Origin of the sequence: Streptomyces sp. ICC1, from assembly GCF_003287935.1 — a bacterium.
GTDB classification, from domain to species: Bacteria; Actinomycetota; Actinomycetes; order Streptomycetales; family Streptomycetaceae; genus Streptomyces; species Streptomyces tritrimontium.
This window is the reverse complement of the sequence record NZ_CP030287.1, coordinates 2,844,831-2,867,266: the sequence shown is the minus strand read 5'-3', so window position 1 is coordinate 2,867,266 and position 22,436 is coordinate 2,844,831. Positions and strand designations below refer to the sequence as shown.

20 protein-coding genes and 2 pseudogenes are annotated in these 22,436 nt (G+C 74.0%); 13 read left to right on the top strand and 9 right to left on the bottom strand.

What is annotated here, in order from left to right:
- Window positions 1–351 precede the first annotated feature (351 nt).
- A pseudogene (locus tag DRB96_RS13515) lies at window positions 352–888 on the top strand (TetR/AcrR family transcriptional regulator); the annotation flags it as partial.
- Window positions 885–1,865 carry an ADP-ribosylglycohydrolase family protein gene (locus DRB96_RS13510; RefSeq protein ID WP_112448673.1) on the top strand — a complete coding sequence of 327 codons (981 nt, stop codon included), beginning with the start codon at window positions 885–887 and terminating at the stop codon, window positions 1,863–1,865. The pseudogene DRB96_RS13515 and the gene DRB96_RS13510, both read left to right, overlap by 4 nt.
- Window positions 1,866–1,900: 35 nt before the next feature.
- On the opposite strand, the gene DRB96_RS13505 is transcribed toward DRB96_RS13510, so the two are convergent.
- Window positions 1,901–2,695: an aspartate/glutamate racemase family protein gene (locus DRB96_RS13505; RefSeq protein ID WP_162688555.1), complete on the bottom strand. Its 795-nt coding sequence runs from the start codon at window positions 2,693–2,695 to the stop codon at window positions 1,901–1,903.
- A 190-nt stretch (window positions 2,696–2,885) separates the two neighbouring features.
- Between DRB96_RS13505 and DRB96_RS13500 the strand changes: the two genes are divergently transcribed.
- The 5 genes from DRB96_RS13500 (at window position 2,886) to DRB96_RS13480 (ending at window position 9,299) form a co-directional block, all read left to right on the top strand.
- A complete protein-coding gene (locus tag DRB96_RS13500; RefSeq protein ID WP_112453401.1) occupies window positions 2,886–4,076 on the top strand; it encodes a glycosyltransferase in 1,191 nt (396 codons plus the stop codon).
- Between the two features lie 255 nt (window positions 4,077–4,331).
- Window positions 4,332–4,907 carry a DUF6643 family protein gene (locus DRB96_RS13495; RefSeq protein ID WP_112448672.1) on the top strand — a complete coding sequence of 192 codons (576 nt, stop codon included), beginning with the start codon at window positions 4,332–4,334 and terminating at the stop codon, window positions 4,905–4,907.
- Between the two features lie 96 nt (window positions 4,908–5,003).
- The gene (locus DRB96_RS13490; RefSeq protein ID WP_112448671.1) at window positions 5,004–5,828 is read left to right on the top strand and encodes an MOSC N-terminal beta barrel domain-containing protein; all 825 of its coding nucleotides are present in this window, start codon (window positions 5,004–5,006) and stop codon (window positions 5,826–5,828) included.
- A gap of 210 nt (window positions 5,829–6,038) precedes the next feature.
- Complete coding sequence (locus DRB96_RS13485; protein WP_112453400.1) at window positions 6,039–6,650, top strand: hypothetical protein; 612 nt, start codon at window positions 6,039–6,041, stop codon at window positions 6,648–6,650.
- 189 nt (window positions 6,651–6,839) lie between these two features.
- Window positions 6,840–9,299: a right-handed parallel beta-helix repeat-containing protein gene (locus DRB96_RS13480; RefSeq protein WP_112448670.1), complete on the top strand. Its 2,460-nt coding sequence runs from the start codon at window positions 6,840–6,842 to the stop codon at window positions 9,297–9,299.
- A 45-nt stretch (window positions 9,300–9,344) separates the two neighbouring features.
- On the opposite strand, the gene DRB96_RS13475 is transcribed toward DRB96_RS13480, so the two are convergent.
- On the bottom strand, window positions 9,345–9,947 hold the full coding sequence (locus DRB96_RS13475) for a GNAT family N-acetyltransferase (protein WP_112448669.1): 603 nt from the start codon (window positions 9,945–9,947) through the stop codon (window positions 9,345–9,347).
- Window positions 9,948–10,074: 127 nt separating this feature from the next.
- Between DRB96_RS13475 and DRB96_RS13470 the strand changes: the two genes are divergently transcribed.
- Window positions 10,075–10,563 carry an SRPBCC family protein gene (locus DRB96_RS13470; protein WP_112448668.1) on the top strand — a complete coding sequence of 163 codons (489 nt, stop codon included), beginning with the start codon at window positions 10,075–10,077 and terminating at the stop codon, window positions 10,561–10,563.
- 175 nt (window positions 10,564–10,738) lie between these two features.
- On the opposite strand, the gene DRB96_RS13465 is transcribed toward DRB96_RS13470, so the two are convergent.
- Both DRB96_RS13465 and DRB96_RS13460 read right to left on the bottom strand, forming a co-directional pair.
- Window positions 10,739–11,410, bottom strand: a complete 672-nt coding sequence (locus DRB96_RS13465) for a hypothetical protein (RefSeq protein ID WP_112448667.1) — start codon at window positions 11,408–11,410, stop codon at window positions 10,739–10,741.
- A gap of 101 nt (window positions 11,411–11,511) precedes the next feature.
- Window positions 11,512–12,639 carry a PLP-dependent cysteine synthase family protein gene (locus tag DRB96_RS13460; protein WP_112448666.1) on the bottom strand — a complete coding sequence of 376 codons (1,128 nt, stop codon included), beginning with the start codon at window positions 12,637–12,639 and terminating at the stop codon, window positions 11,512–11,514.
- Window positions 12,640–12,868: 229 nt separating this feature from the next.
- Here DRB96_RS13460 and DRB96_RS13455 point away from each other — a divergent pair, with 229 nt between their 5' ends.
- Window positions 12,869–13,420 carry an ATP-binding protein gene (locus DRB96_RS13455; RefSeq protein WP_112448665.1) on the top strand — a complete coding sequence of 184 codons (552 nt, stop codon included), beginning with the start codon at window positions 12,869–12,871 and terminating at the stop codon, window positions 13,418–13,420.
- A 219-nt stretch (window positions 13,421–13,639) separates the two neighbouring features.
- Here DRB96_RS13455 and DRB96_RS13450 read toward each other — a convergent pair whose 3' ends face one another.
- Window positions 13,640–14,842, bottom strand: a complete 1,203-nt coding sequence (locus DRB96_RS13450; RefSeq protein WP_239517726.1) for an ROK family protein — start codon at window positions 14,840–14,842, stop codon at window positions 13,640–13,642.
- A gap of 250 nt (window positions 14,843–15,092) precedes the next feature.
- Window positions 15,093–15,791 (bottom strand): annotated as a pseudogene (locus DRB96_RS13445) (alpha-ketoglutarate-dependent dioxygenase AlkB); the annotation flags it as partial.
- Between the two features lie 37 nt (window positions 15,792–15,828).
- Between DRB96_RS13445 and DRB96_RS13440 the strand changes: the two are divergent.
- Together DRB96_RS13440 and DRB96_RS13435 are read left to right on the top strand one after the other, a co-directional pair.
- The gene (locus DRB96_RS13440) at window positions 15,829–16,575 is read left to right on the top strand and encodes a maleylpyruvate isomerase family mycothiol-dependent enzyme (protein WP_112448662.1); all 747 of its coding nucleotides are present in this window, start codon (window positions 15,829–15,831) and stop codon (window positions 16,573–16,575) included.
- Window positions 16,576–16,631: 56 nt separating this feature from the next.
- On the top strand, window positions 16,632–16,883 hold the full coding sequence (locus DRB96_RS13435; RefSeq protein ID WP_112448661.1) for a DUF6332 family protein: 252 nt from the start codon (window positions 16,632–16,634) through the stop codon (window positions 16,881–16,883).
- A gap of 75 nt (window positions 16,884–16,958) precedes the next feature.
- Here DRB96_RS13435 and DRB96_RS13430 read toward each other — a convergent pair whose 3' ends face one another.
- On the bottom strand, window positions 16,959–17,960 hold the full coding sequence (locus DRB96_RS13430) for a spherulation-specific family 4 protein (RefSeq protein WP_239516104.1): 1,002 nt from the start codon (window positions 17,958–17,960) through the stop codon (window positions 16,959–16,961).
- Window positions 17,961–18,106: 146 nt separating this feature from the next.
- Entirely contained in the window at window positions 18,107–18,805 is a 699-nt protein-coding gene (locus tag DRB96_RS13425) for a TetR/AcrR family transcriptional regulator (protein WP_112448660.1), read from the bottom strand.
- 149 nt (window positions 18,806–18,954) lie between these two features.
- Between DRB96_RS13425 and DRB96_RS13420 the strand changes: the two genes are divergently transcribed.
- Window positions 18,955–19,413, top strand: coding sequence for a nitroreductase/quinone reductase family protein (locus DRB96_RS13420; RefSeq protein ID WP_112453398.1), 459 nt, complete (start codon window positions 18,955–18,957; stop codon window positions 19,411–19,413).
- A gap of 71 nt (window positions 19,414–19,484) precedes the next feature.
- On the opposite strand, the gene DRB96_RS13415 is transcribed toward DRB96_RS13420, so the two are convergent.
- Window positions 19,485–20,744, bottom strand: a complete 1,260-nt coding sequence (locus DRB96_RS13415) for a geranylgeranyl reductase family protein (protein ID WP_343234698.1) — start codon at window positions 20,742–20,744, stop codon at window positions 19,485–19,487.
- 288 nt (window positions 20,745–21,032) lie between these two features.
- Here DRB96_RS13415 and DRB96_RS13410 point away from each other — a divergent pair, with 288 nt between their 5' ends.
- The gene (locus DRB96_RS13410; RefSeq protein WP_112448659.1) at window positions 21,033–22,397 is read left to right on the top strand and encodes a dipeptidase; all 1,365 of its coding nucleotides are present in this window, start codon (window positions 21,033–21,035) and stop codon (window positions 22,395–22,397) included.
- Window positions 22,398–22,436 lie beyond the last annotated feature (39 nt).

The window sequence follows — 22,436 nt, the reverse complement described above, 5'->3', positions numbered from 1 at the left end:
CGCACTCCTTTTCCACTGCAAAAAAATGGCCACCAGGCGTTTGCGATCTGGACACTACCCCAAGGAAATTCGATGATCCACAGACTTCCGGTGCACCGATTGGCGTGTGAATGAAGCGAGTTGGGGAGTAATGTCCCTTTGCCGTTTCGTGACCCAAGGTCGAGATTTCGCGTGCGGGAGGTCGATGGAAGCGGTCAGACTTCTCTGGGCAAGTGAGGAATCGGCCAATGACCGGATGGATCCGGCCGTCGTGAGGCCGGAGGCTGAAACGAGACTGTGGCGCAGACGACCCCTGTCCCGGCCGGCGACTCAACCGGAGCACGGCACTCCGCTACCCGGCCGCCTGGGGCGCACCGGGCCGTCGACGCGGCGGCCGATGTGCCGCTCGGCACGGCCAAGAACTACTTCCCGACCCGGGACGCCCTGCTGCGCGCGGTCGCCGAGCGCTGCCTGGAGCGGTACCGGGCCCTCGCCGGACTGCTCGCGGGCTCCGGCTCCGGACCCGCCGACCGGGCCGCGCTCGCGGCGCTGCTCGCCGGACTGCTGCGCGACGCGGCCGGGCCGGGGAGGCCGCGGGTCGTGGCGTACCTGGAGCTCCAGGCCGAGGCGACCCGGCGGCCGTGGCTGGCCGCGCTGCTGGACCCGATCGCGGCCGCGGACTTCGCCGCGTACGGCCATCTGCTGCGCACCGCCGGACTGCCGGCCGGGCCGGAGCGGGCGAGCGCCCTCACCCTCGCCCTGCACGGCGCGGTGTCCCACCTGCTGACCGGGGCGCCGGACACGCTGGCCGCGGCCGGGCTGGACGACCTGGACTCCTTCGCCCGCGGCCTCCTGGCCCGTGTGTGCCCCGAACCCCACGAACACGACGAGCACGAGGAGCACTCATGACCACGCGGCTCGACCGCGCCGTCGGAGCAGTCATCGGCTCGGCGGCCGGCGACGCGCTCGGCGCTCCCTACGAGTTCGGCCCCGCCGGGCAGCTGGCCGCGCGCGGCCAGGAGATGTGCGGGGGCGGCGGCTGGGATCCGGGCGAGGCGACCGACGACACGCAGATGGCGGTGCTGGTGGCCGAGTCCCTGCTGGAGTGCGGCGGGCTCGAACTCTCCGACGTCTTCGGCCGGTTCCGGCGCTGGGCGGCGGGCGACCCCAAGGACATCGGTCTGCAGACGGAAGACGTGCTGACGAACGGCGAGCCCTGGAACCTGGCCGCCGCCCTGCACTTCCAGATCAACGCGCGGGCGGCGGGCAACGGTTCGCTGATGCGGGCCTCGACCTCGGCGGTGTACTTCGCCCCGTCGGGGCGGGAGTCGACCATGGACGCCGCCCGGCGGATCGCCGCGCTCACCCACGGCGACCGGGCCGCCTGGGAGGGCACGGCCGTCCTCCATGAGCTCGTACGCGTGGCCCTGGACGGGGACGATCCGCTGGCGGCCCTCCCGGCGACGCTGGAGGAGGTGCACCCGAAGCACCGCGAGCGGTACGCCCGGGTCCTCGCCCCGGACTGGCACCCGGACCTGGCCACCGAGTTCAACGGCGCGGTCTGGCCCTGCCTGGGCTCGGCGGTGTGGGCGCTGCGCACCACGACGGGCTTCGCCGAGGCCGTACGGGCCGCCGTGGACCTCGGCGGTGACACCGACACGGTGGCGGCGGTCACCGGCGTCCTGGCCGGGGCCCGGTACGGCCGGGCGGCGGTTCCGGAGGCCTGGACGGCACCGCTGCACGTGCCCCTGCCCGGCTTCGGGAACCGTGTCCTGGACGCGGCCGACCTACAGGACCTGGCCCGGCGCCTCGCGGAGGCCGGAGCGGCCCGGGTGGCGGCGGACGGGGCGGACCGGGCGGACGGGGCGCACTGGGCGGACGGGTGACCGGGTCGCACTGAGCCGGGACGCCCGCAGCCGGGTCATCCCCGGACCGCTGCGCTCCGGCCGGCGAGGAGGCGGCCCTCGGCGTATCCGAGGGCGGCCCCGGGAAGCGCGCCGGGGCGGCCGCTGAGCAGGACGGTCAGGCCGCCGGTGCGCGGCAGGCCGGGCTCGGGCCGGGCGCCGAGCCGGCGCAGCGCCTGGACGGCGACGGGCTCGGCGGAGCCGTGGAACACCAACGCGGCGCCCCCGGTGCGGCGGTCCAGGGCGGCCCGGATCGCAGCCTCGACCAGCTCGTAGTGCGTGCAGCCGAGCACCACGTCGGTGACGTCGGCCGGGGTCAGCGCGGCGGCCGCGGCGACGGCCCGTACGACGGCGGCCTCGTCCCCTGCCTCCACGGCGTCGGCCAGACCCGGGCAGGGCACCTCGGTGACGCGCGCCCCGTCGGCGAAGTCGCGGATCAGGCCCCGCTGGTAGGGGCTGCCGGTGGTGGCCGGGGTGGCCCAGATGGCCACGCGGCCCCCGGCGGCCGCGGCGGGCTTGATCGCCGGCACGGTCCCGATGACGGGGATGCCGGGTTCCAGCTCGGCGCGCAGCGCGGGCAGTGCGTGCACGGAGGCGGTGTTGCAGGCGACGATCAGCGCGTCCGGCCGGTGCGCGGCGGCGGCGCGCGCGACGGCGAGCGCCCGGCCGGTGAGGTCCTGCGGGGTCCGCGGCCCCCAGGGCATCCCGTCGGGGTCGCAGGACAGCACCAGCTCGGCGTCCGGGCGCAGCCTCCGCGTCGCGGCGGCCGCCGCGAGGAGGCCGATGCCGGAGTCCATCAGGGCGATCTTCACCTCGTCACCTTAATCGATGCCCCGACCCGGCCCGGGGCGGCGGCACCGCGGGCTCCGCGCACCCGCGCGCCGAAGACGGCCGAAGACGGCCGCAGACAGCCGAGGACAGCCGAGGACAGCGGTGTTCCGACACGTCACGTCCGGCGATTCCCGGCACCGCACGCCCGGCCGTTCCCGGCACACTGCCGGAATGGGTCTCCTCCTCGCCGCGGCCTGCGCGGCGCTCGTCGTCTGGCTCTGGCTCACCTTCGGCCAGGGCATGTTCTGGCGGACCGACACCCGGCTGCCGCCCCGGCACGCACCCGCGCACTGGCCGTCCGTCGCGATCATCGTCCCGGCCAGGGACGAGGCGCAGGTGCTGCCGCTGAGCCTGCCCTCGCTGCTCGCGCAGGACTATCCCGGCGAGGCCGAGGTCGTCCTCGTGGACGACGGGAGCACGGACGGCACGGCCGACCTCGCCCGGCGGCTCGCGCTCGCGCATCCCGGGCTCCCCCTGACCGTCGTCTCCCCCGGCGAGCCCGGCCCCGGCTGGACCGGCAAGCTCTGGGCGCTGCGCCACGGCATCGAGTACGCCCGTACCGCGCACACCTCCCCCGGCGGCGCTCCCGCCGAGCCCGACTTCCTCCTCCTCACCGACGCCGACATCGCCCACGAGCCCGACAGCCTGCGCGAGCTGGTCGCCGCCGCGACGACGGCCGGCCTCGACCTCGTCTCGCAGATGGCCCGGCTGCGTGCCGTCGGCGTCTGGGAGCGGCTGATCGTCCCCGCTTTCGTGTACTTCTTCGCGCAGCTCTACCCCTTCCGCTGGATCAACCGTCCGGGCTCCCGCACCGCGGCCGCCGCCGGCGGGTGCGTCCTGTTGCGCACCGGGGCGGCCGTGCGGGCCGGGGTGCCGGACTCGATCCGCCAGGCGGTCATCGACGACGTCTCGCTCGCCCGCGCGGTCCAGCGCACCGGCGGGCGGATCTGGCTCGGCCTCGCGGAGCGGGTGGACAGCGTGCGCCCGTACACCTCCCTCGCGGACCTGTGGCGGATGGTCTCGCGCAGCGCCTACGCGCAACTGCGCCACCAGCCCGCGCTCCTGGCCGGGACGGTGGCCGGGCTGGCCCTCGTCTACCTCGTGCCGCCCGCCGCCCTGTTCGCCGGACTGGCCGCGGGCCGGCCCGATGTCGCCTGGGCCGGCGGCCTGGCCTGGCTGCTGATGACCGCCACCTACGTGCCGATGCTGCGCTACTACCGCCAACCGCTCGCGCTCGCGCCGCTGCTCCCGCTCACCGCGCTGCTCTACCTCCTGATGACCCTCGACTCCGCCGTGCAGCACTACCGCGGACGCGGAGCGGCATGGAAAGGCCGTACCTATGCCCGCCCCGGCGACGCCTGAAACCGGTCGTCCCCACCCGAAACCATGTCATCCGAGGTCACCAGTTTGTGACTCTCTGTCAGGACGCCGCGGGACGCCTCCGGCCCCGCACCCAACCGGTGAGTACGAGTAGGCGCAAGACGGGGTGGAAGTGACGAATCGTGCACGTGAAGAAGAAGTGAAACCTGTGGCCCTGACCTGCGAATATGCAGGTCAGGGCGGTGTTGGGGGCACCTCGCTATGGACCCGGTGAAGTCGTGGGCTTAACTTAGGTCCATGACCTCCCCCCGCTCCACTTATGGCGGCGGTTACTACTCCGCGCCCTCCTTCCCGGACACCCCTATCTACGACTCCCTCGTCGCCGAACGCGGCACTCCGCAGATCGCCCCGATCCGGGTCCCGGCCGCCTACGACTCGCCGAGTTCCGGCTACTCGAGCGGTGGGTACCTCCCGGCTCTGCCGTCCGCCCTGCCCGCGCTGCCGGCCGCGCTCCCGCCGGCCGTCTCGCAGCAGCACGGCCAGGTCCCGGCGTACGGCTACCCGTACCAGCAGCAGTCCGCTCCGCAGCCGATGCCGCAGATGGCCCAGATGACCCAAATGGGGCAGATGCAGCAGCCGATGCCGCTCCAGCAGGCTCCCGCGCCGTACATCCCTCAGCAGCAGTTCGCGGCGCGCACGGGTTACGTCCCGCAGCCCCAGCCGCAGCAGCCCCGCCCGGTCGCCACGGGCACCGGCTACGAGGCGATGCGCCCGGCCGCGCCGCGTCCGATGCAGGCGCAGCCCGCGCCCGTCCCGGCCGCCTCGTACGAGGACCCGTACGGCCGTCCGTACCAGCAGGGGCGCGGGTACTGACCGGCGCGCTCGCGGCGAGCGCTCCGACGAACGCTTCGACGAGGTCGCCGTGGAGGTCCCGGCGGAAGCACTGAGGGCGAATGGCAGTATGCCCTCATGTCGAAATTGCACGTCCGGGCGCTCCACGTCCACCCCGTGAAATCGGTGGCGGGGACGGCTCCCCACGAGGTGGCCGTGGAGCCCTGGGGTCTGGCAGGAGACCGCCGGTGGGCCGTGGTGGACGGCGAGGGTGCGGTCATCACCCAACGGCAGCAGCCGAGGCTGGCTTTGGCGAGCGCCCGTCCGCTGGGGGGCGGCGGGATCGCGCTGTCGGCACCGGGCATGGCGGACCTGACGGTGGAGGTGCCGGAGCCGGGGCCGCTGGAGCCGGTGGTGCTCTTCGGCAAGAAGGTCGAGACCGTGGCCGCGGCGAGCGCCGCGGCCGACTGGTTCACCGCGTACCTCGGGGTGCCGGCGCGCTTGGCGCACTTGGACGATCCGGCCGGCCGGCGGCCCGTGGATCCCGCTTACGCCCTGCCCGGGGAGACCGTGAGCCTGGCCGACGGCTACCCGCTGCTGCTCACCACCCTGGCCTCGTTGGACGCGCTCAACGAGCTGATCTCCCAGGGGGACCATCCGGACGAGGGTCCGCTCCCGATGAACCGCTTCCGCCCGAACGTGGTGGTCTCCGGAGCCGAGGCGTGGGCCGAGGACGGCTGGCTGCGCATCGCGATCGGCGACGCCGTCTTCCGCGGGGTGCGCGAGTGCGGGCGCTGCGTGGTCACGACCACCGACCAGGTGACGGCGGCGCGCGGCAAGGAACCGCTCAAGACGCTGGCCAGGCACCGGCGGATCGGGAAGTCGCTGGCTTTCGGGCGGCTGCTGGTGCCGTTGCGCCTCGGCACGGTTCGCGTCGGCGACGAGGTCCGCGTCCTGGAGTGAGGGCCGGTGAGCCCACCCGGAATGACACCTTCGGGGGGCTCTCGCTAATCCCTGGAACCAACCACCGTGAACTGCCCGTTGGATCATTCGAGACGCGTGCGCCGCACCTGGTGACACATGTCTCGCGAGTCCCGGAATGCGCTCGACCAGGGCATGCGGGAGGGTAGGACCAGACAGGCGGAGACTGGCACAAGTTGGGGGAGCCGGACCGTGCGGACAGCAATGGGTGTGTGGCGTTGGCGGCTCAATCCGCTGCGCCGCAGGACTGATTTCATCGAGGCGTGGGTGGCGTTCGCCGCCGTGGTGTGCGTCCTGGTCGTGGCGCCGGCCGTCGGCTGGGCCGCGGGCGTGCGGGTGGACGGCACGCTGCAGCGGGCCGCGCGCGAACAGCGGCACGAGCGCTACCTCGTACCGGCGGTGGTGGTCCGGCCGGCCCCGGAGCCGGCCGCGGGGGCGGCCACCGATCCGGGGGCGCAGCGGCAGAATCCGCAGCGTTCGCAGATCGTCGCGTCGTGGACCGCGCCCGACGGCAGCAGCCACCAGGGGACGGTTCCGGCCGCGGAGGAACCGCCGCACCCCGGGGAGCGGTTCCGGATATGGACCGACACGCACGGCCGGCTGGTGGGGCAGCCGCTGGACCCGGCGTCGGCGAGTTTCCACGCGGGGGCCGCGGGCCTCGCGGCCGCACTCGTGATCGCCGCTCTGGTGGAGACCGTTCGCCGCCTTGTCGTACGAAGGCTCATGCATCGGCGGTACATGCGGCTGGACCGCGCGTGGGCCGCGGCGGGACCGGACTGGGGCCGGGCGGGCGCGGGCAGCTGACCTGGCAACTCACCGGCCCCGCGCGCGCTACGGTGGAGCGGACCGGAGCACGAACGGCCCGGTACGCCGAGGGACCGGCGCGCACGGACGGCACACACCGGGCGGCACACACCGGACGGCACACACCGGCCGGTCCGCGCCGGCCGGGACAGTCAGACGCGAACACGAGGGTGGGGGCACGACAGCACCATGGCTCAGGGCACGGTCCAGGTGACGCACGGCGGGACCTCGCGGTGGCGTCGCCGCTCCGGGGATTATCCGACGCTGACGGCCGCGCTCGCCGCGGCGGGCGACGGCGACGTCCTGTCCATCGCGCCCGGCACCTACCGGGAGAACCTGGTGCTGCGGCACGCCGTGACCCTGCGCGGGCCGGAGGGCTCGGTGGGCTCGGTGCGGATCGCGCCGCTCGACGGGGTCGCGCTGACCATCCGCGCCTCGGCCGTCGTCCAGGACCTCCACCTGGAGGGCCAGGACCGCACCGCGCCCGCGCTGCTCGTCGAGGACGGCTCCCCCGAACTCACCGACCTGCGGGTGAGCACCCGATCGGCGGCCGGCATCGAGGTCCGCGGCAGCGGGGCCCGCCCGCTGGTCCGGCGCTGCACGGTGGAGAATCCGGCCGGGGTCGGAATCGCCGTACTGGACGGCGGCGGCGGGGTGTTCGAGGAGTGCGAGGTGGTGGCCGCCGGGCAGACCGGGGTCTCGGTGCGCGGGGGCGGCCGCCCCCGGCTGGAGCGCTGCCGGATCCACCACGCCACGGGCGCGGGCATCGGGGTGACCGGCGACGGTTCGGGCCTGGAGGCCCTCGGCTGCGAGGTCTACGAGATCAAGGGCGCCGGCGTGCAGATCGCCGCGCGGGCCACGGCCGTGCTCACCGACTGCTCGGTGCACCGCACCACGGCCGACGGGGTCACCCTCGACACGGACGCCGTGCTCACCCTCGCCGGCTGCGACATCCACGACATCCCGGAGAACGCGGTGGACCTGCGCTCCCGTTCCGTGCTGACGCTCAGCCGCACCACGGTCCGCCGCTTCGGCCGCAACGGCCTGTCGGTGTGGGACCCGGGCACCCGCGTCGTCGCCGAGTCCTGCGAGATCCACGACAGCACGGGCGACTATCCCGCCGTCTGGATCAGCGACGGCGCCAGCGCCTCGCTGGACTCCTGCCGCGTGCACGACGTACCGGACGCGCTGTTCGTCCTGGACCGGGGTTCGCGCGCCGACGTCGTGGACAGCGACCTCTCCCAGGTGCGCAACACCGCCGTCTCCGTGAGCGACGGGGCCACCGCCCAGCTCGACGACTGCCGGATCCGGGAGGCGGCGACCGGGGCCTGGTTCCGCGACCACGGCAGCGGCGGCACCCTCGCCAACTGCACCATCGACTCCGTCCAGACCGGTGTGATCGTCACCAAGGGCGCCGATCCCGCGCTGGAGCGGTGCACGGTCAGCTCTCCCGCCGAGGCCGGGTTCTACGTCTCGGCGGGCGGGCGCGGCACCTTCACCGCGTGCCGGGTGACGGGCAGCTCCGGCTTCGGGTTCCACGTCATCGACGGCTGCCGCACCAGCCTGAACCGCTGCCACACCGAGCGCTGCGCGCGCGGCGGGTACGAGTTCGCCGAGGACGGCCCGGTCGCCGAGGAGTGCACGAGCGACGAGTCGGGTCCCCGCCTCGCCGCGCAGTCGGCCTCCGGCGCGGGGGCGGCGGCCTCCGGTGAGCGCGCGGGGATCCGTACGGTCTCGGCCGCGCAGAGCCCCGTAGGACCCTCGGCGGCGGAGCGGACGGCGCTGCCGGCCCAGCGGCCCGCCGACGAGGCGGACCCGGCCGGCGACGGGACGGCGACGGGGCGCGGTTCCGGCGAGGTGCTGGGGCAGCTCGACGCGCTGGTGGGCCTGGACAGCGTCAAGCGCGAGGTCCGCGCGCTCACCGACATGATCGAGGTGGGCCGCAGGCGCCAGCGGGCGGGCCTCAAGGCGGCCTCCGTCCGCCGCCACCTGGTCTTCACCGGCTCCCCCGGCACCGGCAAGACGACCGTGGCCCGGCTGTACGGGGAGATCCTGGCCTCCCTCGGGGTCCTGGAGCGCGGACACCTGGTGGAGGTCTCCCGGGTGGACCTGGTCGGCGAGCACATCGGGTCCACCGCGATCCGCACCCAGGAGGCCTTCGACCGGGCGCGCGGCGGGGTGCTGTTCATCGACGAGGCGTACGCGCTGGCTCCCGAGGACTCCGGCCGCGACTTCGGGCGCGAGGCCATCGACACGCTGGTGAAGCTGATGGAGGACCACCGGGAGGCGGTGGTGGTGATCGTGGCCGGGTACACGGCGGAGATGGACCGCTTCCTGACCGTCAACCCGGGGGTCGCCTCGCGCTTCTCCCGGACCATCACCTTCGGGGACTACGGGCCCGAGGAGTTGCTGCGGATCGTGGAGCAGCAGTCCGAGGAACACGAGTACCTCCTCGGCGAGAAGACCTCCGAAGCGCTGCTGGCGTACTTCACGGACCTGCCCAAGGGGCCGGCCTTCGGCAACGGCCGCACCGCCCGCCAGACCTTCGAGTCGATGGTCGAGCGGCACGCGGGGCGGGTGGCGCAGCTGTCGGAGCCGAGTACGGAGGACCTCACCCTGCTGTTCCCGGCGGACCTCCCGGAGCTCTGACGGGGCGCCCGCGCACAGCGCGGGTGGCCCGTCAGAGCCAGGCGCTCACCGCCCGGAGCCCGGGCGCAGGTCCCGGCGCATGCACACGCGGGGCCAGCGGTCGAGGCCGTGCACGGCCTCCCGGTCGCGGATGTCGCGCAGACCGGTCCCCAGGCCGCTGTCGTCCAGGATCCGGAAGCCGCAGCGGGCGTAGTACGGGGCGTTCCACGGGACGTCGGTGAAGGTCGTGAGCGTCAGGGCGGGGGCGCCCTCGGCCGCGGCCCGCTCCGCCAGGTGCTCCAGCAGTGACCGCCCGATGCGGCGGTGCGCGCGGTCGGGATGCACCGACACCTGCTCGACGTGCAGGTTGCCGTCGACCCGGTCGGCGATGAGGTAGCCGACCGGAGTGCCCTCGCCCGTCCCGTGGGCCGCGCCCGTGCTGTCGGCTGTGACCGTCCCGTCGGTCGCGCCTGTCTCCTCGGCCGTGCCCGTCCCCTCGGCCGCGACCCAGACCAGGCCGGCCCGCCGGTAGCCGAGGAGTTCCTCCAGTGGGAGCGGTTCGTCGTCGGCGATCTCCGGCATGCCGATGGCCCGGAAGCACTCCCCCGCGGCCCGCTCGATGTCCTGCAGGAGGGACAGTTCGTCGATGTGCGCTGCTCTGATAAGCATGCACCGCATTGTCCCGGCCGGGGCCGGGTCCGCGAAACGGCTCGGACACCCCGCCGGGGACATCTGACGGACCGCCAGCTAGGGTGGCAGCCCGCCGGATGCCCGCCGCAACCCTGGGAGTTACGCCATGGCCCGCCGACTGCGCCCCGTGGGGCTGGACTTCATCGAGGACGCCCCCGTACGCCTGGCGTTCGCCGCCCGGATCACGGCGGCACCCGAGACCGTGTACCGGGCACTGGCCGAGGAGCTGGAGGGCTGGCCGAGCTGGTTCCGGGCGGTCACCCTGGCCCGGCCGACGCACGGGGGCGCGGGGCGCGAGATCAAGCTGATGGGCGGGGTCCGGTTCCAGGAGACGATCATGGCCGCCGATCCGGAGCAGCGCTACGCGTACCGCGTCGACGAGACCAACGCCCCGGGCATGCGGGCCCTGTTGGAGGAATGGCGGCTGACCCCCTCCGGCTCCGGAACGCACGTGAGGTGGACCTTCGCGACGGACGGGACGGCCCCGTACCGGTTCGGCGTCGCCGCCGCCCGCCCGGGCCTCGGCCACTCCTTCCGCACGGCGGTCCGCGCGCTGGACCGGCGGCTGGCGGAGCGCAGCGGGGCGGACCAGTAGCGGATCAGTAGCGGATCACTGGCCGCAGGGGCCTCGGCCGACGGTCACGTCGACCGCAGGGTTCGCTTCGGCGAGGTCCCCGTGGCCGCCGGTCCGCCTCTGGGGACGGACAGGGAGAGGTGGCCGGCGCCCAGGAAGTTGGCGATCGACACCAGCGCCACGGCCCTGTCACGGATCAGATCGCGGGGTGCCGCGCGGCCAGGTCCCCGTAGCCTCCCGCCGACCAGACCCAGGTCCGGAACTCCTGCAGGCCCATGGCCCGTTCGCCGGCGAAGTGGACCGTGCCGCACCGGCCGCAGTACCAGCCCTGCGCCCAGACCCGGTCGGCGGCCGCCCGTCCCGGTTCGGTCCGGCGGCGCCAGACCCGTACGGTCCGGCCGGCCGTGACGATCATGGCGACGCCCACCAGCAGCGAGACCCCGGAGAGCACTCCCACCCACGTCTGGGGCGGGTCGACCACGAAGTGGCCGCCGCCGGCCTCGGCGACGAACCGGGTGGCCGCCCCGCGGTCGAACCACTTCCCCTGGACCGCTCCCCAGATGAACGTGCCGATCGACACGAGGACGAGGACCATGCCGAAGCAGCCCGTGGCGCCGTTGGCCGGCGCCTCCGGGGCGATCGCGAGGGCCTCGCCCAGCGCCGAGTTCACCTCGCGGGTCGTGACCTTGTGGTCCTCGCCGCCCCCGCTGTCCTCCCGGAGCTCGGCCTTGGCCCCCAGGTACGCGGCGGGCACGCCCAGCACCTGGTCCTCCCGGCCGCACCGGGGGCAGGCCAACGACCGCTCCCCGGGCGGTGCTTCGCCGCCACCACCGCCACCGACGCCGACGCCGTCCGTGATCTCCGCCATGGCTCCCCGCCCCCGTACCCGCGCCGCGCCGCACGGTGCCGCGCCGTGCCCAAAGTCCGCACAGCGTAGCCAGCGGACCGGGGCCCGGCCAGAGGAAACCTTTACGCAGAGGGCTCGCGCCACACCCCGGTCGCCAGCATCGTCTCGAGCGTCAGCGCGTACGGCGCGAGGTCGAGCCCCTGCGCCGCGACCCACGCGTCGGAGTAGTACTTGTCCAAGTAGCGGTCGCCCGGGTCGCAGAGCAGGGTGACGACGCTGCCGGTGCGGCCCTCCGCCACCATCTCCGCGATGATCTTCAGCGCGCTCCACACTCCCGTACCGGTGGATCCGCCCGCCTTGCGGCCGATCACCGTCTCCAGCGCGCGGCACGCCGCGATGCTCGCCGCGTCCGGGACCCGCATCATGCGATCGATGGCGCCGGGGACGAAGCTCGGCTCCATCCGCGGCCGGCCGATGCCCTCGATGCGCGATCCGCAGTCGCTCGTCGCGTGCGGGTCGCCGTTGGTCCAGCCGTCGAAGAAGCAGGAGTTCTCCGGGTCCGGGACGCAGATGCGGGTGTCGTGCTGCATGTAGTGCACGTAGCGCGCGATGGTCGCGGAGGTGCCGCCGGTGCCGGCCGTGGCCACGATCCACGCGGGCTCGGGGTAGCGCTCCAGGCGCAGCTGCTGGTACATCGATTCCGCGATGTTGTTGTTGCCCCGCCAGTCGGTCGCGCGCTCCGCGTACGTGAACTGGTCCATGTAGTGACCGCCGGTCCGGGCGGCGAGCTCCGCGGCCTCCTCGTACATCTTCATCGAGTCGTCGACGAAGTGGCACTCGCCCCCGTGGAACTCGATGAGCCGGCACTTCTCGGGGCTCGTCGTCCGCGGCATCACGGCGATGAACGGGACGCCGATCAGCTTGGCGAAGTACGCCTCCGAGACCGCGGTGGAGCCGGACGAGGCCTCGATGACGGGGCGCCCGGGGCGGATCCAGCCGTTGCACAGGGCGTAGAGGAACAGCGAGCGGGCGAGGCGGTGCTTGAGGGAGCCCGTCGGGTGCGTGGACTCGTCCTTGAGGTAGAGGTCGATGCCCCAGGCCTCGGGGAGCGGGAAGCGCAGCAGGTGGGTGTCGGCGGACCGGTTGGCGTCGGCCTGGACCTTGCGGACGGCCTCCTTCAGCCAGGCGCGGTAGTCCGCGTCGCTGCGGTCGACGTCGATGGTCGTTGCGGTCGTACCGGTGGTGCTCATGCGCCGTGCTCCTTCGTACTTCCCGATGTCCCGAGTGTTTCCAGGGGTGCGTATCGCCACCGCCCGCTTTCGCAATGTACCCCGCTCACCTGCACAAACAGTCACTTTGGGTATCCATGCGAATCCCTTTCGATCGCATTCGGTTGCACACGGGCGCACAGTGGGTGACCCTGGGGAGGTGTCACCGAGGGTGCAGCACCCGTAACACTGATGTCGGGGAGTCGCAGCCGTGATCAGTCATTCCCGCAGGCACTGCGTGGTGGAACTGCAGGCCCTGCCCTTGCGGATCGGACAGATCCGCCGAATCGTTTCCGCACAGCTGCGCCACTGGCAGCTCGATCCACTCATCGACCGGGCCGCACTCGGTGTGACGGAGCTGCTCAGCAACGTGCACCGCCACGCGCAGCCGGACAAGACCTGCACGGTCGAGATCGAGCTCCGCCTCGGCCGGCTGACGGTCTCCGTCTACGACAGCGATCCGCGCCTCCCGGTGCTCCGCGCCGTCGAGGCCGGATCCCTGGAGACCTCCGGACGCGGGCTCGCGCTCGTGGAGGCCGTCAGCGAGGCATGGGGGGCGCGGCAGCAGGCCGACTGCCCGGGCAAGGTGGTGTGGTTCTCCCTGCGCGCGGCGCCGGGACCGGCCGCGCCGGCCCGCCACCCGGTGATCCTGGCCGACAGGCCCGTACGGGGACCAGCGCCGGCCCCGCTCGTCGCGGTCACCCCCGAGCCCGTCTCCGCCGCCCTGTCGGCGGCGGCGCCGGTCGGCGCGCGGCCCGGGTAGGGGGTGTGTCTCGGGGTCTCCGTGGAAGAAGGAGCGGGCTCTGGTGCGTGCGATCGCAAGGCGCCGGGATGTCCTGGTGGCGCGGAGCTACTCGGACATTGCGGCAACGCGGCGAGCGTGCGCGCCAGAGCCCGCGACGCCACGGAGACCCGAGACACACCCCCTCAGGCTCCGCCCGGCCGGAGCGCTCCCGCGCCGCCCGGCGGGGCGGGCGACCGGTCAGGCCGCCGCGCCCAGGGTCCCGAGCGGGTCGTCCAGGACGGGCTGCCACGCCAGCTCGGCGGCGCCGACCAGGCTGTTGTGGTCGAGCGTGCAGGGCAGGATCGGCACGCCTCCGCTGCGCCCCCACAGGCTGCGGTCCGCGACCACCGCGCGCAGCCGCTCGGGGTCGGCGTGGAGCAGTTCGCGGTGGAGTCCGCCGAGGATGATCCGGTCCGGATTCAGGATGTTCACCAGGCCCGCGAGGCCCAGCCCGAGCCGGTCGATCAGTTCCTCCACGGCCGCCCGTACGCCCGGATCCGCGGACTCCTCGCGCAGCAGGTCGCGGGCCTGCTGGAGCAGCGAGACCTCGGGTCCCGGGGTGCGCCCGGCAGCGGTGAGGAAGGCCAGCGGATCGGCCTCCACGTCGAGGCAGCCGCGACTGCCGCAGTGGCAGGGACGCCCCTCCGGATTGACGGTGAGGTGGCCGACCTCCAGGGCCAGGCCCGAACTCCCGCTGTGCAGGCGCCCGTCCAGGACGAGCGCCCCGCCGACACCTCGGTGCCCGGTGGCCACGCACAGCAGGTGCTGCGCGCTGCGGCCGGCGCCGTGGCGGTGCTCGGCGAGCGCGGCGAGGTTGACGTCGTTGCCGGTCAGCGCCGGGCCGTCGATGCCGGCGGCCTTCACCTGCTCGGCGAAGATGGCCCGGACGGGGGAACCGGCCGGCCAGGCAAGGTGCAGCGGGTTCAGTGCCGTGCCCTCCGGTTCAGCGACCGCCGAAGGCACCGCGAGCCCGGCTCCGATGCAGCGCCGGCCGGTCTGCGCGAGCAGCGCGGCCCCGGCTTCGACGACCGCGCCGAGCACCTGCGCGGGGTCCGCGGAGACCGGCACCCGGCCGGGCGCGGTGGCCACGATCCGGCCGCCGAGGCCGACCAGGGCGGCCCGGAAGCCGTCCGAGTGCACCTGCGCGGCCAGTGCCACCGGGCCGTCCTCGTCCACGGAGAGCCGGTGCGAGGGGCGGCCCTGGGCTCCGCCGGCCCCGCCGGGGCGGGAGTCGACGCGGATCAGGCCGGGCGCCTCCAGTTCCGCGGCGACGGCTCCGGCGGTGGCGCGGGTGACGCCGAGTTCGGCGGTGAGGACGGCGCGGGTCGGGGCCCGGCCGGTGTGGACGAGCTCCAGCGCCGGGCCGAGCGCGCCGCGACCCCGCTCCAGCTTGGTCCGCACGGAGCCGGCGTACGCGACCGGGGCCGGGGCCACGGCCGGGGCGGTCGACGCTGCCGGTGCCGGCGCGGCCGTCCCCTCGGTCCTGTCCGTACCGTCAGTCCTGGCCGTCCCCTCGGCCCTGGCCGTACCGTCAGCCCCGTCGGTCCCAGCGGACACCGTGGTCACATCCCCCACCCGCGGCGGGGCCCCGTTGCCGTTCATGACAGCGATCCTCGCATGATCGGAGCCCCTGGGACGCCGCCTGCCGGCCGAGCCCGCCGACCCGGAGTGTGATGTTCAGCCGCCCGGTCAGCCCGAGGCCGGGCGGAGCGGTCCCGGGAAGGACCTTCGGCACCCCGTGATAGGCCCGTCGGACCGGTCCGCCGAAGACGAACAGATCCCCGTTGCGCAGCTCAACGTCCCGATACGGACGCCCTCGCGAGGCCGTGTTTCCGAAGCGGAAGAGGCATGGATCACCCAGGCTGAACGAGACCACCGGGGCCTCGGAGCGCTCCTCGGCGTCGCGGTGCATGCCCATGCGGGAGTCGCCGTCGTAGAAGTTGACCAGCGCGATGTCGTAGGTGTCGTAGGTGCCGCAGGTGTCACAGGTGCCGTACGCGGAGCCGGGGCCCGGGGCCTTCCCGTACGCGGCGGTCACGGCGTCCCGCCCCAGCCGCGCGAGCCACTCGGGCATCGGCTTGACCGGCGTCCCGTCCCCGTCGACGGCGGTGGGCGCGTACCCGTACGGATACCAGTGCAGCCCGAGGCACACCTGCCGCGCGGTCATCGTGCCGCCGCCCGGCGTGCGCACGGTGCGCAGCCCGGCGGGCGGCCGGGCCCAGGCGCGGCAGGCGTCCACCAACTCCCTCTGCAGGGAGGGTTCCAGCCAGTCCGGCAGGTGCACGGCGCCCGGAGCGACCTCGGTCCGCTCGCGCGGGAAGAGCTCGCCCGCGAAGAGTTCCCCGTCCATGCCCTCCATTGTCCGCCCCTGCTGGCAGACTCCCGCCATGGAGATCACCGACTACGTGAAGACCGTGGCCCGCGAGGGCGAGGCGCTGGCCGAGGCCGCCGAACGGGCCGGTACGGACGCCGTGGTGCCCACCTGCCCCGAGTGGCGGGTCGCCGATCTGCTGCGGCACACCGGTTCGGTGCACCGCTGGGCCACCGGATACGTGGCGGAGGGCCGCAGCGAGCGCGTGCCGCTCCCGGTCGCGCCGGAGGTGGCGGGCGCGGAGCTGCTGGCCTGGTTCCGCGAGGGCCACGCGGCGCTGGTGCGGACGCTGGCCGGGGCGCCGGCCGATGTGGAGTGCTGGACCTTCCTGCCGACGGCCCCGCCGTCGCCGCTGGCGTTCTGGGCCCGGCGCCAGGCCCATGAGACCACCGTGCACCGGATGGACGCGGAGGCCGCGCTGGGCAGGGCGTTCGGGGCGGTGCTGCCCGGGTTCGCGGAGGACGGGGTGGACGAGCTGCTGACCGGTTTCCACGCGCGGCCGAAGAGCCGGGTGCGGACGCCCGAGCCGCGGGTGCTGCGGGTGCGTGCCGCCGACACGGGCGCGGTGTGGACCGTACACCTGTCCACGGGGCCGGCCCGGACGGTGCGGGGCGAGGTGGAAGGGGAGGCGGCCGACTGCACGCTCGCCGGCGAGGCGGCCTGGCTGTACACGGCGCTGTGGAACCGGGTGCCGCTCACCGGGCCGGGTGTGACGGGTGACGCGGAGCTGGCCCGGCTCTGGGCGGAGACGGCCGGAATCTGAACGGCGGCCCGGCGCCGCCCTTGTGGCGGTGCGCCACACGCTGTGACACTGCGCGCATGGGGCGACGCAGTCAGGCGGACCGGGACGCGGTCACCATCGAGATCGTCTACGCGTTCGTCAGCGGCGGCCTCGCGGCCGCGCTCACCTTCGCGGCGGTGTACGGCCCGGCCCTGGCCTTCGACCTCTCCCCCGGCACCGGCCGCACCCTGGCGGCGGCGGGCGGCGCGCTGGCCGGCACGGTCTTCCTGCTCCGGGTGACGCACCTGCTGTGGCGCTTCTCCCGCCGCCCGGAGAACGACGGCCGCTAGGCCTGTCGTCGAAGTGGGGCCCGGGCCGCGACGGCCGGGGTCGCGACAGCCGGGCCCGCGATGGCCGGGGTCGCCTCAGCCCAGGGTGGACGCGTACGCCGTCTGGGAGCGGAACTTCCAACCGGGCCGCGCGTTCCAGGGGTTCGGCATCTCCGCGCTGGTGGCGTAGGCGTAGCCGGCTCCGCGCTCGAAGGCGGTGCGCAGGGTGGCGCGCATCGCGGCGGCGTCCGGGACGTCGTGGACGAGGTGCCAGAACGCGGTGCCGCTCGGGTCGAGTTCGGCGCCCGCGCGATAGCCGGTGAGGCCGTTGAACACGTTGCCGCCGAGCCAACCGCCGCCGGTGTACGCCGCGTGGGTGTCCTCGTAGGTGACGAAGACGTCGGCGGTGCGGTGGCCGGGCTCCAGGTAGCAGTCGGCGATGGCCGTACCGGGGTTGTTGACGACCAGGTCCGGGGTGCCGGGGGCGGCCGCCTCCATGGTGTCCTGGACGTAGCGGCGCAGTTCCGCGTAGTGGTCGCGGGTGGCATTGGCCGGGCCGCAGTCACGGCTGACGACGTCGAAGAAGATGCCGTCCACATGGAGGCGGCCGTCGGGAGTCTTCAGGTAGTTGTCGACGGAGGCCTTGACGGCGGCGGCGTCCCGGTTGCCGTGGTCGGTGTGGACGTAGCCGAGCACCTTGGTCTTCTCGCCGGTGGCGGTGGTCCCGGCGCGCAGGGCGTCGGCGCGGGCCCGCCAGGGGGCGTCGAACGGGGAGTCGCCGTTGCCCGGGTTGAGGACGACGACGGAGGCGGCCGGGCCGGTGGCCGTGAGTTCGACGAGCATCGGGTCGTCGGCCCAGACGTAGGCGGGTACGGCTATCTCCAGGCCCCGTACGCCCGGTCTGCGGGGTGTCGGGATCACTTGGGGGGCCGGGGCCTGGTCCTGACCCCGGGTCACGGTCTCGGCCTGGGCCGGTGCGGGGGCGGCGGTGGCCGACGGGGCCCGGCCCGAGCTCGCCGAAGCGGTGACGGCGGGCGCCGGCGCGGCCAGTAAGAGGGTCGCGAGGACGGCGTAGACGGCCTTCGCGGCACGGGTCATGACTGCTCCTCGAGCGACGACGGGACGACGGGGCGGCGCGACGACGGGGGCGCGACCCGAGGAACACTAGACGGACCGCCGGGCCCGCCAGAGCCGAATCCTCTGCTTCGGTATGAGGAACTGACAAGCGAACAATCGCGGCCCCGTCACACGGCGGACAGCCCCACTCCGTGCGCCAACTGCCCGGCGGCGTGCGCGAAGAACGCCTCCCGGTCCTCGACGACCCGGGCGAACTGGCCGAACACCTCGAAGGAGACCAGCCCGAAGAGCTGCGCCCAGGCCGCGACCAGGGCGGCGGCGACCTCGGGGGGCAGCCCTGCGGCGAAGTCCTCGACCATCCGGACGGCTTCGGGGCGCAGCTCGGCGGGGAGCGGCGGGAGGGCGACGCCCCGGCCCTCGTAGGCGGCGCGGACGATGCCAATGAGGGCGTTGCCGACGCGCGAGGCGGGGCCGATGGTGTCCAGGGGTGCGGTGTAGCCGGGGACCGGTGAGCCGTAGATGAGCGCGTACTCGTGCGGGTGCTCCAGCGCCCAGGCGCGGACGGCCTCACAGACCGCGATCCAGCGCGCGCGGGGCCCGGAGCCGGCGGCGAGGGCCCGGGCGTCGACCGCCTCGGCGGCGGCGCCGACGCTGTCGTAGGCGTCGACGATGAGGGCGGTGAGCAGCTCGTCGCGGCTGGGGAAGTAGCGGTAGAGGGCGGAGGAGACCATGCCCAGCTCGCGGGCGACGGCGCGCAGCGAGAGCTTGGCCGCGCCCTCGGCCGCGAGCGCGCGGCGCGCCTCGTCCTTGATGGCGGCGGTGACTTCGATGCGGGCCCGCTCGCGGGCCCCTCGCACGGTGCTCATGGACGTCAGTGTGGCACGGAGCGAGAGCAGCGCCCAAAAACTGGATCACCGATCCATTCAGAGAGCACTGCTCTTGCTTTGGATCGCCGACCCGTGCACACTGATCTCAAGCGAGAGCAGTGCTCTCCCACATATCCTCGGAGGCCGTCATGAACGCGTCCAAGCCGTACTACATCCAGGCCGGCCCGGTCGGTGTCCGCTTCAACGCCCTCCTCGGCAAGCTCGCCCGGATCGGCATCAGCCTGGCCGGTACGGCCGAGCTGTCGGTGCGCGGCCGCACCTCCGGCCAGATGCAGCGGATTCCGGTGAACCCCCACACCCAGGACGGCGAGCAGTACCTGGTCTCCGCCCGGGGCCACTCGCAGTGGGTGCGCAACATGCGGGCGGCGGGCGGCGGCGAGCTCCGGGTGGGCCGCAAGGTGCGCAGCTTCACCGTCACCGAACTCACCGACCCCGCCGAGCAGGCCGTGGTCCTTCGCGGCTACCTGAAGAAGTGGGGCTGGGAGGTCAACCGGTTCTTCAACGGCGTCACCGCGGACTCCTCCGAGTCCGAGCTCCGCGCGGCCGCGGCCGACCACCCGGTCTTCCGCATCACGGTCACCGGCTGACCGGCGACAGCGACCGTCGACGGCCGACAGCCGTCCGCTGACCGCCGTCCGCCGTCCGCCGTCCGCCGGTCTCAGCCCCGGGCCCCTCCCTGATCGGCGCCCGCGCCCGCAGCCTCGTCCGGGCCCGGGCCCCCGCCCGCGCCCTCGCCCCGGCTCCGCGCCTGCCTGGCGTCGAGCAGGTGCAGCGCCTTGCGCGCCAGCGGGTACGTACGCACCATGTCGGCCAGGGTCATCGAGCCGCGCGTGATCCGGGCGAAGGCCAGCCAGGCCGGCCGGAAGCCGGTGATCACCGCGTGCAGGAGTCCCGGCTTGGCCTCGAAGACCGTCAGCATCCGCTTGCCGACGCCCATCTCCACACCCAGCCCGGCCTTGACCGCGAAGGCGTAGTTGAGCGCCTGGCGGCGCGCGTCCACCGCGTCCTGCGCCTCGGAGACCTTCACCGCCCACTCCCCGGCGAGCCGGCCCGAGCGCAGCGCGAAGGAGATGCCCTCGCGCGTCCACGGCTCCAGCAGCCCGGCCGCGTCGCCGGCGACCAGCACCCGGCCGCGCGAGAGCGGCGAGCCCGGCTTGCGGCAGCGGGTCAAGTGCCCCGAGGAGACGGCCGGTTCGAAGCCGGCCAGACCCAGCCGGGCGATGAAGTCGTCCAGGTACCGCTTGGTCGCGGCGCCCTCCCCCTTCGCCGAGATGACCCCGACGGTGAGGGTGTCGCCCTTGGGGAAGACCCAGCCGTAGCTGCCGGGGAGCGGGCCCCAGTCGATGAGGACCCGGCCCTTCCAGTCCTCGGCGACCGTGGCGGGCACCGGGATCTCCGCCTCCAGGCCGAGGTCGACCTGGTCCATCTCGACCCCCACGTGGGCGCCGATCCGGCTCGCGCTGCCGTCCGCGCCGACCACGGCCCGCGCCAGCACGGTCTCGCCGTCGGCCAGGACCACGGCGACGGTGCGCCGGTCGGGCACGGAGGCCCCGTGCTGCTCGACCCGCGCCACGGCCGTACCCGTACGGACCGTCGCGCCCGCCTTCTCCGCCTCGGCGACCAGCGCCGCGTCGAACTCGGGCCGGTTGATCAGGCCGAACAGCATCTGCTTGGAACGCCGCGTCCGGGCGAACTTCCCGTCCAGCGAGAAGGTGACCGCGTGGATGCGGTCCTTGAACGGCAGTACGAAGCCCGGCGGCAGGGCGTCGCGCGAGGGGCCGATGATGCCTCCGCCGCAGGTCTTGTACCGGGGCAGTTCCGCCTTCTCCAGCAGCAGGACGCGCCGCCCGGCGGCCGCCGCCGCGTGCGCCGCCGAGGACCCGGCCGGCCCGGCCCCGACCACGACCACGTCCCACACCTCGCCGGTCCCCCCGGCCACCTCCGCGTCCGTGTGCTCGGCGGCCTGTCCTGCCGCCGCGTCGCGTACGTCGCCGTTGTCGCTCTCGTCGCTGCTCACGATGTGCTGCTGCTCCTGATCCTGCGGTTCACGCCGTTGCTCCGATGCCGGGGAAATCCTACGGCGCGAGACCGCCTGCCCCGTTGTGCGAGGATCGAGACAGTCTTTCGCCGTACTCCGCATACGCCCACCCCGCGAATGCGGGACGCGTACACGTACACCAACGTCGCACCCAAGAGGAGCGTGCCCATGCCGTCTCATCCGATCGCCGAGACCGTCGCCTCGCTGATGCCCCGCGCCAAGCAGGAGCTGTCCGAGCTGGTGGCTTTCCAGTCGGTGGCGGACTGGGCACAGTTCCCCAAGAGCGAGAGCGAGGCCGCGGCGAACTGGGTGGCCGACGCGCTGCGCGCCGAGGGCTTCCAGGACGTGGCGCTCCTCGACACCCCCGACGACACCCAGTCGGTGTACGGCTACCTGCCCGGTCCCGCGGGCGCGCCGACCGTGCTGCTGTACGCGCACTACGACGTGCAGCCCCCGCTGGACGACCCGGCCTGGGTCTCCCCGGCCTTCGAGCTGACCGAGCGCGACGGGCGCTGGTACGGGCGCGGTACGGCCGACTGCAAGGGCGGGTTCATCCTGCACCTGCTCGCGCTGCGCGCCCTGAAGGCCAACGGCGGTGTGCCGGTGGGCGTCAAGGTGATCGTCGAGGGCTCGGAGGAGCAGGGCACGGGCGGTCTGCAGCAGTACGCGACGGCCCACCCCGAACTGCTGGCCGCCGACGCCGTCGTGATCGGCGACGCGGGCAACTTCCGCAAGGGCCTGCCGACGGTCACGGCGACCCTGCGCGGGATGGCCCTGCTGAAGGTCAGGATCGACACCCTGGCGGGCAACCTGCACTCCGGCATGTTCGGCGGCGCCGCCCCGGACGCGATGGCCGCGCTGATCCAGCTGCTGGCCTCGCTGCGCTCGGCGGACGGTTCGACCACGGTGGACGGGCTCTCCTCGGACACGGTGTGGGAGGGGCTCCAGTACCCGGAGGCCGACTTCCGTGCCGACGCGAAGGTACTGGACGGGGTCGAGCTGATCGGCGGGGGCACCATCGCCGACCGGCTGTGGGCCCGGCCCGCGGTCACCGTGCTGGCCATCGACTCCCCGCCGCTGGTCGGCGCGACCCCGTCGGTGCACGCGAGCGCGGGCGCGCTGGTGAGCCTGCGGGTGCCGCCGGGCGTGGACACGGCGCAGGCCATCAAGCTGCTGGAGGCGCACCTGGTGGCGCACACCCCGTGGCAGGCCCGCCTGGAGCTCGAAGTCGTCGGCCAGGGGCAGCCGTTCCAGGCGGACACCGACAGCCCGGCGTACGCGTCGATGGCGAAGGCCATGGAGGCGGCGTACCCCGGCCAGGAGATGCAGATCAGCGGCATGGGCGGATCGATCCCCCTGTGCAACACGCTGACCTCGCTGTACCCGGACGCGGAGATGCTGCTGATCGGGCTGAGCGAGCCCGAGGCGCAGATCCACGCGGTGAACGAGAGCGTCTCCCCGGAGGAGTTGGAGCGCCTCTCGGTCACCGAGGCACTGTTCCTCGTCAACTACGCCGAGTCCAAGCGGGCCTGACGCCGGCCGGCGGATCCTGCCGGCGGTCGACCGAAGACC

Excerpts from the sequence above, each read along its gene's own strand:
- DRB96_RS13510 (WP_112448673.1), top strand. The coding sequence starts at position 885 with ATGACCACGCGGCTCGACCGCGCCGTCGGAGCAGTCATCGGCTCGGCG.
- DRB96_RS13500 (WP_112453401.1), top strand. The coding sequence starts at position 2,886 with ATGGGTCTCCTCCTCGCCGCGGCCTGCGCGGCGCTCGTCGTCTGGCTC.
- DRB96_RS13495 (WP_112448672.1), top strand. The coding sequence starts at position 4,332 with ATGACCTCCCCCCGCTCCACTTATGGCGGCGGTTACTACTCCGCGCCC.
- DRB96_RS13490 (WP_112448671.1), top strand. The coding sequence starts at position 5,004 with ATGTCGAAATTGCACGTCCGGGCGCTCCACGTCCACCCCGTGAAATCG.
- DRB96_RS13480 (WP_112448670.1), top strand. The coding sequence starts at position 6,840 with ATGGCTCAGGGCACGGTCCAGGTGACGCACGGCGGGACCTCGCGGTGG.
- DRB96_RS13475 (WP_112448669.1), bottom strand. The coding sequence starts at position 9,947 with ATGCTTATCAGAGCAGCGCACATCGACGAACTGTCCCTCCTGCAGGAC.
- DRB96_RS13470 (WP_112448668.1), top strand. The coding sequence starts at position 10,075 with ATGGCCCGCCGACTGCGCCCCGTGGGGCTGGACTTCATCGAGGACGCC.
- DRB96_RS13465 (WP_112448667.1), bottom strand. The coding sequence starts at position 11,410 with ATGGCGGAGATCACGGACGGCGTCGGCGTCGGTGGCGGTGGTGGCGGC.
- DRB96_RS13460 (WP_112448666.1), bottom strand. The coding sequence starts at position 12,639 with ATGAGCACCACCGGTACGACCGCAACGACCATCGACGTCGACCGCAGC.
- DRB96_RS13440 (WP_112448662.1), top strand. The coding sequence starts at position 15,829 with ATGGAGATCACCGACTACGTGAAGACCGTGGCCCGCGAGGGCGAGGCG.
- DRB96_RS13435 (WP_112448661.1), top strand. The coding sequence starts at position 16,632 with ATGGGGCGACGCAGTCAGGCGGACCGGGACGCGGTCACCATCGAGATC.
- DRB96_RS13430 (WP_239516104.1), bottom strand. The coding sequence starts at position 17,960 with ATGACCCGTGCCGCGAAGGCCGTCTACGCCGTCCTCGCGACCCTCTTA.
- DRB96_RS13425 (WP_112448660.1), bottom strand. The coding sequence starts at position 18,805 with ATGAGCACCGTGCGAGGGGCCCGCGAGCGGGCCCGCATCGAAGTCACC.
- DRB96_RS13420 (WP_112453398.1), top strand. The coding sequence starts at position 18,955 with ATGAACGCGTCCAAGCCGTACTACATCCAGGCCGGCCCGGTCGGTGTC.
- DRB96_RS13410 (WP_112448659.1), top strand. The coding sequence starts at position 21,033 with ATGCCGTCTCATCCGATCGCCGAGACCGTCGCCTCGCTGATGCCCCGC.